Source organism: Maribacter sp. C-4077 (assembly GCF_055378385.1).
This window is the reverse complement of record NZ_AP038807.1, coordinates 738,110-750,833: the sequence shown is the minus strand read 5'-3', so window position 1 is coordinate 750,833 and position 12,724 is coordinate 738,110. Positions and strand designations below refer to the sequence as shown.

At 42.4% G+C, this 12,724-nt stretch carries 13 protein-coding genes; 8 read left to right on the top strand and 5 right to left on the bottom strand.

The window, feature by feature from the left end; all coding sequences use genetic code 11:
* Positions 1–11: 11 nt before the first annotated feature.
* Positions 12–617 (bottom strand): SIMPL domain-containing protein, encoded by a 606-nt coding sequence (locus ACZ41C_RS03350; protein ID WP_138259327.1) that lies wholly within the window; start codon positions 615–617, stop codon positions 12–14.
* A gap of 174 nt (positions 618–791) precedes the next feature.
* Here ACZ41C_RS03350 and dnaG point away from each other — a divergent pair, with 174 nt between their 5' ends.
* Complete coding sequence (gene dnaG / locus ACZ41C_RS03345; RefSeq protein ID WP_464564317.1) at positions 792–2,771, top strand: DNA primase; 1,980 nt, start codon at positions 792–794, stop codon at positions 2,769–2,771.
* A 61-nt stretch (positions 2,772–2,832) separates the two neighbouring features.
* On the opposite strand, the gene ACZ41C_RS03340 is transcribed toward dnaG, so the two are convergent.
* Both ACZ41C_RS03340 and nadE read right to left on the bottom strand, forming a co-directional pair.
* Positions 2,833–3,462: a response regulator gene (locus ACZ41C_RS03340; RefSeq protein ID WP_138259329.1), complete on the bottom strand. Its 630-nt coding sequence runs from the start codon at positions 3,460–3,462 to the stop codon at positions 2,833–2,835.
* A gap of 170 nt (positions 3,463–3,632) precedes the next feature.
* Positions 3,633–4,421 carry an NAD(+) synthase gene (nadE, locus tag ACZ41C_RS03335; protein ID WP_138259330.1) on the bottom strand — a complete coding sequence of 263 codons (789 nt, stop codon included), beginning with the start codon at positions 4,419–4,421 and terminating at the stop codon, positions 3,633–3,635.
* A gap of 89 nt (positions 4,422–4,510) precedes the next feature.
* On the opposite strand from nadE, the gene gldB reads away from it, so the two are divergent.
* Positions 4,511–5,467 carry a gliding motility lipoprotein GldB gene (gldB, locus tag ACZ41C_RS03330; RefSeq protein ID WP_464564315.1) on the top strand — a complete coding sequence of 319 codons (957 nt, stop codon included), beginning with the start codon at positions 4,511–4,513 and terminating at the stop codon, positions 5,465–5,467.
* Positions 5,468–5,803: a gliding motility protein GldC gene (gene gldC, locus ACZ41C_RS03325; protein ID WP_464564313.1), complete on the top strand. Its 336-nt coding sequence runs from the start codon at positions 5,468–5,470 to the stop codon at positions 5,801–5,803.
* 16 nt (positions 5,804–5,819) lie between these two features.
* Here gldC and yihA read toward each other — a convergent pair whose 3' ends face one another.
* The gene (gene yihA / locus ACZ41C_RS03320; protein ID WP_138259333.1) at positions 5,820–6,446 is read right to left on the bottom strand and encodes a ribosome biogenesis GTP-binding protein YihA/YsxC; all 627 of its coding nucleotides are present in this window, start codon (positions 6,444–6,446) and stop codon (positions 5,820–5,822) included.
* A 10-nt stretch (positions 6,447–6,456) separates the two neighbouring features.
* A complete protein-coding gene (locus ACZ41C_RS03315) occupies positions 6,457–7,221 on the bottom strand; it encodes an alpha/beta fold hydrolase (RefSeq protein WP_138259334.1) in 765 nt (254 codons plus the stop codon).
* Positions 7,222–7,480: 259 nt separating this feature from the next.
* On the opposite strand from ACZ41C_RS03315, the gene ACZ41C_RS03310 reads away from it, so the two are divergent.
* From ACZ41C_RS03310 to ACZ41C_RS03290, 5 genes are read left to right on the top strand one after another with little or no spacing between them, the layout of a single operon-like run.
* Entirely contained in the window at positions 7,481–7,954 is a 474-nt protein-coding gene (locus tag ACZ41C_RS03310; RefSeq protein WP_138259335.1) for a division/cell wall cluster transcriptional repressor MraZ, read from the top strand.
* Entirely contained in the window at positions 7,923–8,837 is a 915-nt protein-coding gene (gene rsmH, locus ACZ41C_RS03305; protein WP_464564311.1) for a 16S rRNA (cytosine(1402)-N(4))-methyltransferase RsmH, read from the top strand. The genes ACZ41C_RS03310 and rsmH overlap by 32 nt, the downstream gene beginning before the upstream one ends.
* 10 nt (positions 8,838–8,847) lie before the next feature.
* Positions 8,848–9,180: an FtsL-like putative cell division protein gene (locus tag ACZ41C_RS03300; protein WP_138259336.1), complete on the top strand. Its 333-nt coding sequence runs from the start codon at positions 8,848–8,850 to the stop codon at positions 9,178–9,180.
* Positions 9,181–9,183: 3 nt separating this feature from the next.
* Positions 9,184–11,190, top strand: a complete 2,007-nt coding sequence (locus tag ACZ41C_RS03295) for a penicillin-binding protein (protein WP_464564309.1) — start codon at positions 9,184–9,186, stop codon at positions 11,188–11,190.
* Positions 11,187–12,650 (top strand): UDP-N-acetylmuramoyl-L-alanyl-D-glutamate--2,6-diaminopimelate ligase, encoded by a 1,464-nt coding sequence (locus ACZ41C_RS03290; RefSeq protein WP_464564307.1) that lies wholly within the window; start codon positions 11,187–11,189, stop codon positions 12,648–12,650. The genes ACZ41C_RS03295 and ACZ41C_RS03290 overlap by 4 nt, the downstream gene beginning before the upstream one ends.
* The last annotated feature ends 74 nt before the right edge of the window (positions 12,651–12,724 follow it).

Below are 12,724 nucleotides of genomic sequence, written 5' to 3'. Positions count from 1 at the left end.
GTCAAAGGTATCTAAAGCAGTTCAAAAGAGGCATGAAGAAAGTACGTGCGTTTCTTCAGCGTGTTGCCGTAATAAAGCGATTCGTTTATTTCCTGATTGTTTCCGTCGCTTATATAGACAGCCTTTCCTATGGATCGTCCTATCTTTTTGGCGATGGCCTCTGCTTTCTGTTTTGCGTTCTCATAGGCTCTCTGTGCATAGTCGGCCATTTGGCTATCGGTCAAAGTCGCTTTCATGGACGTTTCGGAACGGGATACGCCCAAGGCCCTAACTTGAAGAAAATTCTGCATCTCTTCCAAAGAATCCGTAGTGAAGGTCAAGATTACTCCATCTTTTTCATATCCCATCAATGCGTAGGACAAAGGGTCATTTTTCAGTTTTGACACGTCCAAACCTGCCTGCCCCAGTTTGTCCTTATAAGTTTTTATTAACTCTTCAAGGCTAACCGTTTGTGTGTCGTAGTAGACGTTATTGAGGCTTACGATCATGCTACTGGTATAGGTAGGTTCAATTTCGTATTCGAAGGCTCCATTGACGTTAATGGAGTTTGGGGTTTCCTGTGCTAGAATTGTGTTAATAAAGCAAAAGGACAGAAGAAGCAAAAATGATTTTTTCATGTTTTTTTATTTTCAGAGATAGTACTAAGGTACTACTAGTTTCCATTTTTTGGAATAGGCGTAATTTTTAAAATTGTAGTAGTTCCCATTACCCTCGAAGGGAAGAATATTCACTTCATTTTGATACATTTGATATTCCCATTTAAACTCAAGGAGCAAAAACACTGATTCTAGATGATTTCCAAAACCACGATTGATCAAGTTTATGAGACGGCCCGTTTGGAGGAAGTGATCGGAGATTTTGTGCAATTGAAAAAATCCGGTTCCAATTTTAAGGGACTCAGCCCATTTACCGATGAACGTACCCCGAGTTTCATGGTTTCCCCGGTCAAACAGATATGGAAGGATTTCAGTAGCGGAAAGGGAGGTAACGTGGTGGCCTTTTTAATGGAACACGAACATTTTACCTATCCGGAAGCTATAAAATATCTGGCAAAAAAATACAATATAGAGGTTGAGGAGACGGAACAGTCCAACGAGGAGAAGGAGCAGGCGAATGAACGTGAGAGTATGTATTTGGTTTCAGAATATGCAAGTACCTACTTCCAGAACATACTTTGGGAGTCGGAATTGGGAAAGGCCATAGGACTTAGCTATTTCAAGGAGCGAGGCTTTACGGAGGAAACCATTAAAAAATTCGGTTTGGGATACTGTCTGGACCAATGGGACGGATTTACCACGGCGGCACTCGATCAAGGTTACAAATTGGAATACCTGGAAAAAACGGGACTTACCATAGTCAAAGAGGATACCAATAACCCAAACAACCCCAAAAAGTTCGATCGGTTCAAAGGAAGGGTCATGTTTCCCATTCATTCCCTAAGTGGCCGGGTCTTGGGTTTTGGCGGACGTATCCTGACCAATGACAAAAAAGCGGCCAAATATCTTAATTCGCCGGAGAGCGATATCTATCACAAAAGCAAGGTGCTCTATGGTATTTACCATGCCAAACAGGCCATTGCCAAGGAGGACAATTGTTTTTTGGTGGAGGGTTATACCGATGTTATCCAGTTTTACCAACGTGGAATCCACAACGTGGTTTCGTCCAGTGGTACGGCTTTGACCCCAGAGCAAATCCGATTGATAAACCGGTTGACGAAAAACGTTACCGTACTTTTTGATGGGGATGCCGCCGGTTTACGGGCTTCGTTGAGGGGTGTGGATTTGATCTTGGAACAGGGAATGAACGTGCGTATCTGTACGTTTCCAGAAGGTGAGGATCCGGATAGTTTTGCCAAGAACAATGAATTGGACGAGGTAGAACAGTTTTTAAAGGACAATTCCAAGGATTTTATAAGGTTCAAGGCCTCATTGCTAGTTAAGGAAGCATCGGATGACCCCATAAAAAGGGCCGATACCGTACGCGATATCGTAAACAGTATTTCGAAGATTCCGGACCGGATCAAAAAGGAAATCTATGTGCAGGAATGTGCACAGATCATGAACATTTCAGAAAGTGTGCTCTTCAGTACCTTGGCGCAAATTGGAAAAAAGGACCAAGCCGATGCCCTAAAGCAGGAAAAACAGAAGCAGAAGGCCTTTGATGTGGTGCGGAGTGAGCCGGTTGGTGAAAAATTGGATGTGCAATATGAACTGGAACGCAAGATTATTGAAAGCCTTTTGTTATATGGGAATAGGAAAGAGGAGTTTGAAGACCTGGTTTTAAAGGAAAACGAAAGCGGAGACTTGGTTTTGGAACCGGAATCGCTTGAGATCAAAGTCTACGAAAAAGTGTACTTGGATTTACAGGAAGATGAGATAGAGTTGGCAAACCCAACATTTAGGGACGTATATTACAAGTTGATTGCCGCACTGAATGAAAATGAGGATTTTAAGGTCAGTGATTTTATCGCCGCCTTGGAACAGGAAATGGCCAATGAAGTATCGTCCATTCTCATGGAAGAGGAAAAATATGCCCTACATAATTGGGAACGTAAGGATATCTACCCAAAGGAAAAGGGGAGTGGTATCGCCCAATTGGTCAGTGAGACCATCCTTACCCTACGTTGTTTCTTGATAAAAAAAAGGATGCAGGCCCTGCAAAATGAAACCGAAACCCCGGAGCAGGACAATAAGGAAATTTTGGAGGAAATAATGAACTACCTACAGTTAAATAAGCTGTTGAACCAAAAGCTCAATAGGGTACTATCGTAAGGTACTCAACGAAAAAGACCCACATTAATGGCGGGTCTTCTTTATAATGTCAAACTATTTTTTAATAGAGTTCCAAGGCTTTGGCTTGCTGAAGCAAATCTACCATATTGTCTACGTTCAATTTTTTCATTAAACGAGCTTTGTAGGTACTTACGGTTTTTTCGTTTAGATTTAAACCTTGGGCAACCTCTTTGTTTCTTTTTCCACTGGCCAACAATTTAAGCACCTCAATTTCCCTTGTGGATAGTTTACGGAAGAACCTTCTTGGTTTTTTGGTTCCTTCATCAAAGGCCAATCTTTGGGCCAACTCATTGGTTATGAACATACTACCTTCACTAACTTTTTTCACCGCCGAGATGATATAATCCACATCAGAGGCCTTGGATAGATATCCAAAAGCTCCTGCCCTAATGGCACTAAGTGCGTAGACATCCTCAGATTGTCCACTGTACATAAGTACTTTTACGTTGGGATAATCTTTTTTAATTTTTCTTAAAGCGGCAATTCCGTTCATCTCCGGAATGTCCATTTCAAGCATTACAACATCGGGGGTTACAATCTGTAGTTTTTGGAAAAGCTCTTCAGTGGTGGAAACATCGTCCACCATTTCAAAACCATTAGCGGAATCCAGAACCGCCCTTACTCCCATTCGGATGATAGGATGGTTGTCCGCAATTAAAACTTTTATCATTATGTTGTTTTTTCAAGATAGTTTAGTCGGTTTAGCTTTTTAAGGAAAAAGAGTACATGCAATGTAGGACTAAAATATCAAATTTAGAAAGCAAAGATGTACTATTTTTCTAAAACGCGATCAAAATCGAATTATTATTCGATTTATTAACCTGATTAATAGGTGAGTGGTTATTTAATGGATTCTGGAATTATACAAACTGGGATGGGTTCCATTTTATGACGGTTCATGGTATTGAATCTTGTGAAGATAGCAAAAACTTCTTTGTCCCTTCCCGTGAAATCGTCCAGGGTTTTGCCTTCGTTCTTCATCCGCATGGCCCATTCCAGTTCTGGGTAGGACGCCCCAATCTGGTCTTCGTCCGTTCTGTCATCGCCCCAAAGTCCATCGGTGGGAGCCGCCTTAATAATTTCTTCGTTAACGCCCATTTTTTTTGCAATCTCATAGACTTCGGTCTTTAACAAGTCGGCAATCGGACTTAAATCGACACCGCCATCCCCGTATTTTGTGTAGAATCCAACACCAAAGTCTTCCACCTTGTTGCCCGTTCCGGCCACCAGATACTTATGCAATGCGGCGAAATAATAAAGACTGGTCATACGTAACCTGGCCCGGGTATTTGCCAAGGACATAAAGCGCTCCTCCTCGTTCTCCACTTTGGGAAATGCTGCTACGAGGCTATCAAAAACAGGGGTGAGGTTCACGGGTTGTCTGCTCACGTTGGGGAAATTCCTTTGCAACCAATCGATGTGGTTGGAAGCCCTGTCCACTTGATTGGCCGCTTGGTGTATGGGCATCTCTAGGCAAAGAAGGTCCAGACCCGTTTTGGCGCATAAGGTCGAAGTGACTGCAGAATCTATCCCCCCGGAAACACCTATTACAAACCCTTTTTGGTTTGCATTCGTTGCGTAATCCTTCAGCCAACCTACTATGTGATCGATAACTTTTTCCGTTTGCATACCCGTATTAAATTTGTTTGGATCGATTAACTTTGCCTAAAAATAAGTTGTCCTTATTTAAAAATAAAATGTATTCGGAAATACTTGGTATGAGAAAACCCATTTTTATCGTTTTATCAATTTTACTGATTTTTATTGGATGTAATGACAGCGATAAGATCGAAGAGGAAATTTCAAAAGTTCCTATGGACCTTAAAATAGAAAGGTTTGATCGATTGTTTGCCGATGCCGGGGAAGAAGGCCTCCCTAAATTGCGCAAAATGTATCCTTACCTTTTCCCTGCCCCTGACAGTGTTTGGGTTGCCAAGATGAAGGATTCACTACAAATTGAGCTGTTTCAACAGGTAGGTAATACCTTCAATAGTTTTGAGGACGAGGAAGAAGGGCTGGCGGATCTTTTCAAACATATCAAGTATTATTTTCCCGAACAGCAAACCCCTAAAATCATCACCGTTACCAATGACGTTGACTACGATAACCGGATCATCTTGGCAGATACCTTATTGTTTATTGGCTTGGACAATTATCTAGGTTCCCAACATAAATACTACGGTGGTTTTCAACGGTATGTTGCAAAAATTTTGGACCGAAAGTTCATGGTGAGCGATGTAGCAAGTGCCTTTGCCAAAAAAGTGGTTCCCAGACCTAGGGACCGGACTTATTTGGCCCGAATGATTTATTTTGGGAAGGAACTTTATTTAAAGGACAAATTGATGCCTTATGCCAAGGACGAGCTCAAAATCGGATATACAGCAGATGAAATGGATTGGGCCGTGGCCAATGAAGAACCCATCTGGAGAAATTTTATTGAGAACGAATACCTATATAGTACGGAAACCCGATTGAACCAACGATTTTTGGATCCGGCTCCTTTTTCAAAATTTGGTCTGGAACTGGACAATGAGTCCCCTGGACGCTTAGGTAGATATATTGGTTGGCAGATCGTGCGGGCTTTCATGGAAAACAACGAGGTCAATTTGAAACAATTGCTGACCATGCCGGCAGAGGAAATTTTCAAGAAATCGAATTATAAACCAAGAAGTTAGATGGCAGATTTACATGAGTCGGAAATTACCCTGAAAGTGGGGCTTGACGAAAACCGAGTACCAGAAACACTTTCATGGTCCGCTCAGGACGGAGGCATAGATAATGAGGAAGCCAAAGCCATGTTACTTTCCGTTTGGGACAGTAAAAACCGGGAATCCCTTAAAATTGACCTTTGGACCAAGGACATGCCTGTAGATGAAATGAAAGTATTTTTTCATCAGACCTTGGTTTCATTATCGGATACATTTATGAGGGCCACCCAGGATGAGAAAATGACGGCCACCATGAAGGATTTCTGCGATTATTTTGCGGAAAAATTGGAACTCAAAAAATAGTTGTTATTAGGATTTACTAAATCGGCCTGTTTTTCTGCGCCTCAAAATATTCTAGGTTTATGGTGTCGATATACGCCAGAACCTCATCCCTTCCTGCTTTCTTGCTAGATGATGTAATGAAATAGTGCGGTGCCTCTTCCCACATATCCTTTTGTAAATAATTTATATAGTCCGCGACCTGTCTTTGAATGGCCATCGGCCTTAACTTGTCGGCTTTTGTAAAAATGATTGAAAAGGGAATTCCGTTTTCGCCCATCCACTGCATAAATTCCAAATCAATGGTCTGTGGTTTATGTCTGATATCGATCAAGACAAAGGAGCATACCAGTTGTTGGCGCTCTAGAAAATAGTTGGTGATATATTTTTGAAAGGTCTTTTTGTCCTTTTTGGAAACCTGGGCATAACCGTAACCGGGAAGATCCACCAAAAACCAATTATTGTTGATCTTAAAATGGTTTATCAATTGGGTCTTTCCAGGCCTGCCGGATGTCTTGGCCAGGTTTTTTCGGTCCGTCAACATATTGATCAGGGACGATTTTCCAACGTTGGACCTTCCAATAAAGGCGTATTCGGGCAGGGGTTCATTGGGGCATTTGGCAACCTCTGAATTGCTCATCACAAATTCCGCCGATGAAATTTTCATTTGGTTTGGTCTAAAAATTACGCTCCTGTAACCACTTTTCCAATATGGAATTGAACTCCTCCGGATGTTCCATCATAGGTGCATGGCCACATTCCTTGATCCAAAACAAATTGGAATCCGGTAGCAGCTCGTGGAAGAGTTCAGCAACATCGGGTGGGGTTACCGTATCGTTTTCGCCCCATATAATACACGTGGGAGTATGCATTGTGGGTAAATCAGTACTCATGTTGTGCCTAATGGCACTCTTGGCGATGGCAAGTGTTTTGACCAATTTCATGCGGTCGTTAACCGTTGCATAGACCTCGTCCACGATTTCCTTGGTAGCTACTTCCGGGTCGTAGAAAACATCCTGCGCCTTTTTTTTGATGAATTCATAATCGCCCCTTTTGGGATATCCGTCGCCCATGGCACTTTCATAGAGCCCAGAACTACCGGTAATGACCAAGGCCTTTACCATTTCCGGATATAATTTGGTATGTAGCAGACCAATATGGCCCCCCAAGGAATTTCCCAATAAAATAACGTCTTTAAGGCCTTTGAATTCAATGAACTTTTCCAAGTATTTGGCAAAGTTCTTTACATTGGTCTTGAGCATGGGCATATCATATATTGGAAGTTCTGGAACCAGAACTTTATACCCTTTTTTAGGGAAATGATCCGTAACACCGTGAAAATTGCTCAGGCCGCCCATGAGACCGTGCAGGATAATGATGGGAGTTCCTTCCCCTTTTTCAATATACCTGAACTTCCCGTCTTTGATTATTTCGTCATCCATCTACTAGGGTTCTGACATTTGGGCAAATATAGGTATTTAGATAGAATAGCGTGGTATTAATATACCATCCAAAAATGCAGGGTCACGGCCAGTTCATGCGATTAAAGTTTTGTTGGAAAATGTCATTAGTGGTGATTTGGAATCAACTTGTGTCAAAAATGCCGCAAAAATTAGCTATTTTATTAACAAAGTGGTTTTTTGTGGTAAAATGTGGTAATAATATTTATATATTTGAGTTATATAAGAAAGGCCAACAATTTTGGAAATCTATTTTTCAGGTGTTTACAACTGCAAGGCGGATGCCAAGGGAAGGGTAATGCTACCTATATCCCTTAGGAATCAAATGGCTCCAATGTTGGGAAATGGCTTTTTTATTAAAAAGTCCTATTACGATGAGTGTTTGGAACTGTATCCAAAGCACGAGTGGGAATCTGAGGTCAAAAAGCTCAATGAAAAGCTAGGGGACAGCAGGAAGGACCGTGAGTTTAAGCGAAAATTTACTTCGGGATTAAGGCAGGTGGAAATAGATTCGGCGGGTAGATTGTTGATTCCCAAGGATGTAATAGGTCTTGTGGATATAAAAAAGGACGTGGTGTTGTCCCCAATGGACCGGCACTTGGAGATTTGGGACAAGGCCACTTATGACGGGGATGTGGAATCTTCCCCAGAGGAAAGGGAGCAGTTGGCCTACCAGGTGAAATATGCAGAAAAGCCGGAAGGGGATGTATCATAATCCAGTTTTGCTAAAAGAATCCGTGGATGGGCTGGCAATCAAGGAAGGTGGCGTGTATGTGGATGTGACTTTTGGCGGTGGTGGGCATTCAAGTGAAATATTGAAAAGATTGGGCGAAACAGGAAAGTTGTTTGCTTTTGATCAAGATGAGGATGCGCAATTGAATCGGTTGGATGACGGTAGATTCGTGTTGATCAGTGAAAATTTCAGGTATCTGACCCAGTTTTTAAAGTTCTATGGCATACGGAAAGTGGATGGGATCCTGGCGGATTTCGGGGTATCCTCACACCAGTTCGATGAAGCGGAAAGAGGTTTTTCCACCAGGTTTGACGCGGCCTTGGATATGAGGATGAGCAAGCGCAACGCCCTATCCGCTAAAGAAGTGGTTAACGGTTATTCCTATGATGAGTTGAGGCGCGTGCTTTTTGAGTACGGGGATTTGAGAAATGCAAATGCTATGGCGAACACCATACTGTTAGAAAGGGAGCGTGAACCTATAAGTACTACGGAACAATTGAAGGAGGTGCTAAAGAAGTTTTTGCCGGAGCACAAAAGGCACAAAATTTTGGCACAGGTCTACCAGGCGATTCGTATTGAGGTGAACCAAGAGGTGGCGGTCATCAAAGAGTTTTTGGAGCAAGTGCCGGATCTTTTGAATATAGGGGGTAGGTTGAGTGTGATCAGCTACCATTCACTGGAAGACCGTTTGGTGAAGAGGTTCATAAGGGCCGGGCAGTTTGAGGGAGAGCCCGAAAAGGATTTTTACGGCAACACCAATGTGCCTTTGAAAAAAGTAGGATCGCTTATCGTCCCAAAAAAGGAGGAAATAGCTAATAATAATAGGGCAAGAAGCGCAAAGCTTAGAGTCGCTGAACGTATATAATTACGGATTGATGAAAGTAAAAAAAGGCATACTAGACATTTTGAAGGGAAAGTTTTTAGTGGATGGGGATTCGCTTAAGAACTGGAGGTTCATCATTTTCACCTCCTTTTTAGCGGCAATCATGATAAGCAGTTCGCATAGTGCGGACAAGAAAGTGCATAAAATCGCCGCTCTGAACGAAAGTGTCAAAGAATTGAAAAATGAGTTTGTGGACGCTCGGTCAGACCTGCAAAAGTTAAAGTTGGAATCCACCATAACAAGTACGGTGGAAGAAAAGGGTTTGTATCCATCGGAAACACCTCCAAAAAAAATAAAGGTAAAATCATTAAAAGCTTCTAATTAACCAATGCCGGTAACTGAAAAATCCATATTGTCCAGATTGTATATCGTTGCGGCATGCCTTGTGGTTTTTGCAGGTGCGGTATTGTTCAAATTGGTTTCCATACAAGTGATTGATGGTGAGAAGTATATGGCCTTGGCCGAAACCAGAACCACCAAAATGTTCACCATAGCTCCCAATAGGGGCAATCTTTATTCCGATGATGGCAGTCTACTGGCTACCTCCGTATCAAAGTACAACATACATTTCGATGCGGTTACCGTAAGTGAAAAGGATTTTCAGGAAAATGTTAAGCCCTTGTCGGATGCATTGGCAAAACTATTTAACAAAGAGTCTTCCTATTACCAACAAATTCTAAGAAAGGCCAGGCAGAATCAAAATAGGTACGCCTTGATCGCCAGAAATTTGGATTATTCGGAGTATATGGCGGTGAAAAGTTTTCCGCTCTTCAACAAAGGCCCCTTTAAAGGTGGTATCGTTATCGACCAAAACACAAAACGGGAACATCCGCTTGGGAAAATAGCTGAGAGAAGCGTAGGTTACGAACGCGTGGACGAAAACGGTTACAGAACCCGGGTGGGAATGGAAGGCGCCTTTAGTGATTACTTAAGTGGTATTGAAGGGAAAAGGTCCAAAGTAAAGATTGCGAAAAACCAATGGAAACCCATTGGTTATGATAATATCGTAGAACCAAAGGATGGCTACGATGTCTATTCCACCATTGATATCAATATCCAGGATATTGCGCACCATGCACTTTTGAAGCAACTGGAAAAGTACAAGGCAGACCATGGAACTGTAATAGTTATGGAAACCAAAACAGGAGAGGTAAAGGCCATTTCCAACTTGGGCAGGACTTCAGAGGGTAAGTATTATGAGCGTCTTAATTATGCCATTGGAGAATCCCATGAACCAGGTTCTACTTTTAAATTGGTGAATCTGGTGGCTGCCTTGGAGGATAAGGTTGTCGATACCAGTACCGTGGTAGATACGGAAAAAGGAAGATGGAAAATTTATAACCATTATGTAAGGGACTCAAAAAATGGCGGGTATGGTGAAATTTCCGTAGCGGAAGCTTTCGAGGTATCATCCAACACGGCCTTTGCCAAAATTATACATAACAATTACAAGGAAGACCCGGAGAAATATGTAAACCGACTCATGAGCATGGATATCCATAAAGAGTTGGGCCTCCCAGTAAAAGGTGAGGGCAAGCCTGTATTGAGATATCCTGGGGACAAAGGATGGTCCGGACTATCCTTGGCGCAAATGGCCTACGGATATGAAGTGGCCATGACCCCTTTACAAACCTTGGCTTTCTACAATGCCATCGCCAATGATGGGGAATTGATAAAGCCTCGCTTGATCAAGGAGGTAAAAGAATGGAACAAAACTGTCAAGAAATTTGATAAGGAAGTGTTGAACCCGTCCATCTGCTCCATGGAAACTGCCAAAAAGGTACAACAGCTATTAAAGGATGTGGTAGAGAAGAAGCATGGAACCGGCCATGGGCTGTATTCTCCCAATTTCTCAATGGCTGGAAAAACTGGCACTTGCCAGAAAAATTACGTGAGCAAAGATCCGGACAAGCTAAAATACATCTCTTCGTTTGCAGGTTATTTTCCAGCGGATGACCCAAAATACTCTTGTATCGTGGTTATACACGAGCCAGATAAAAGTGTTGGCTATTATGGGGCAGATGTATCCGGTCCTGTCTTTAAGTCCATCGCTCAAAAAATATATGCCACCTCCCCATTGATTGATGAAGTTGATGTTAAGGAGGTGTTGGAAACGAGGTTGGAGGATGCTTATCAGGGGTATTATGCCAATATCCAAAAGGAATATAAGGAAGTGCCCAACGTGCGTGGCATGAGCGGAATGGATGCGATTTCCATTTTGGAAAATCTGGGATTGGAAGTTGAGGTGAAAGGGAACGGAAAAGTTAAAAATCAGTCCATATCCAAAGGAACCGATTTAAAGAAGGTGAAAAAAATAGTATTGGAACTATCGTGAAGGTATTGAAGGACATATTGTACGGTGTGCATATTTCCGCAGTAAGTGGTACCACGAACTGTGAAGTGGCCTCGGTATGCTTTGACTCCAGAAAGGTACAGAATGGGGATGCCTTTGTTGCCACTAGGGGTACGGTCACAGATGGACATAAATACATGGACAAGGCGGTAGCGCTTGGGGCGAGGGCCATTATTTGTGAGGAACTTCCCAAGAAAATGGTGGATGGCGTTACCTATGTTGCCGTAGAAAACGGCCAACAAGCCTTGGCCATTATGGCTTCCAATTATTACGATACGCCATCCAAAAACTTAAAACTGGTAGGGGTAACGGGGACCAATGGAAAAACGACCGTTTCCAGCCTTTTGTACCAACTGTTCAAAAAGGCCGGCTTTAAAGTGGGCTTGCTATCGACTATTAAGATTATGATCGATGACACGGAATACCCAACTAGCCATACCACTCCAGATGCCCTGGTCATCAATAAGCATCTTAAGTTGATGAACGATGCTGGCGTAGAGTACTGTTTTATGGAGGTAAGTTCCCATGGAATCCATCAGAAGAGAACGGAGGGATTGGTATTTGAAGGGGCCATTTTTACGAACCTATCCCATGATCACCTGGATTACCACAAGACCTTTGCGGAATATCGGGATACCAAAAAGAAATTGTTTGACAACCTTTCCAAAAAGGCTTTCGCACTAACGAATATTGACGATAAGAACGGCTTGGTAATGCTCCAAAATACAAAGGCAAGAAAGTTTACTTATGCCTTAAAAAATTATGCTGATTACAGGGCGCAGATTTTGGAAAACCAATTCGACGGGCAATTGCTCAAAATAGACGATAACGAATTGTGGACAAAGCTAATAGGTCATTTCAACGCCTATAACATCTTGGCCATTTACGCCGCGGCTGATTTGTTGGGGCTTGAAAAGTTGGAATGCCTGCGTTTGCTGAGCGAATTGGAAAATGTGGATGGAAGATTTCAATATTATATATCAAAGGATAAAATAACGGCTATAGTTGATTATGCCCATACGCCGGATGCTTTAAAAAATGTGCTCGAGACAATCGGCACGTTGAGGACTGGAAATGAAAACGTCATCACCGTTGTGGGGTGTGGTGGCGACAGAGACAGATCAAAGCGTCCGGTAATGGGCAATATCGCTTCGGAAATGAGCAACACGGCAATTTTCACTTCGGACAATCCAAGGACGGAATCGCCAAGCGCCATTATCGCCGAAATGGAAGCAGGGGTTGAGCCGCAGAACACCAAAAAAATTTTATCTATTGAGAATCGGGAGCAGGCCATTAAGACCGCCTGCCAACTGGCAAATGCCAATGATATCATTTTGATTGCCGGAAAGGGGCATGAAACCTATCAGGAAACCAATGGTACACGCATTGATTTCGATGATTTTAAAATAGTTAAGGAACTGTTGCAAAGCTTGGATAAATAAGAAAACGAAAATTAATGGTTAAGCGTTGATTCGATATTTTTTGAACTTGACACTTGCGCTTGAACTTGAATAAA

Coding starts and splice junctions, on each gene's coding strand:
- ACZ41C_RS03350 (WP_138259327.1), bottom strand. CDS start 617: ATGAAAAAATCATTTTTGCTTCTTCTGTCCTTTTGCTTTATTAACACA.
- dnaG (WP_464564317.1), top strand. CDS start 792: ATGATTTCCAAAACCACGATTGATCAAGTTTATGAGACGGCCCGTTTG.
- ACZ41C_RS03340 (WP_138259329.1), bottom strand. CDS start 3,462: ATGATAAAAGTTTTAATTGCGGACAACCATCCTATCATCCGAATGGGA.
- nadE (WP_138259330.1), bottom strand. CDS start 4,421: ATGCAAACGGAAAAAGTTATCGATCACATAGTAGGTTGGCTGAAGGAT.
- gldB (WP_464564315.1), top strand. CDS start 4,511: ATGAGAAAACCCATTTTTATCGTTTTATCAATTTTACTGATTTTTATT.
- gldC (WP_464564313.1), top strand. CDS start 5,468: ATGGCAGATTTACATGAGTCGGAAATTACCCTGAAAGTGGGGCTTGAC.
- yihA (WP_138259333.1), bottom strand. CDS start 6,446: ATGAAAATTTCATCGGCGGAATTTGTGATGAGCAATTCAGAGGTTGCC.
- ACZ41C_RS03315 (WP_138259334.1), bottom strand. CDS start 7,221: ATGGATGACGAAATAATCAAAGACGGGAAGTTCAGGTATATTGAAAAA.
- rsmH (WP_464564311.1), top strand. CDS start 7,923: ATGCAGAAAAGCCGGAAGGGGATGTATCATAATCCAGTTTTGCTAAAA.
- ACZ41C_RS03300 (WP_138259336.1), top strand. CDS start 8,848: ATGAAAGTAAAAAAAGGCATACTAGACATTTTGAAGGGAAAGTTTTTA.
- ACZ41C_RS03295 (WP_464564309.1), top strand. CDS start 9,184: ATGCCGGTAACTGAAAAATCCATATTGTCCAGATTGTATATCGTTGCG.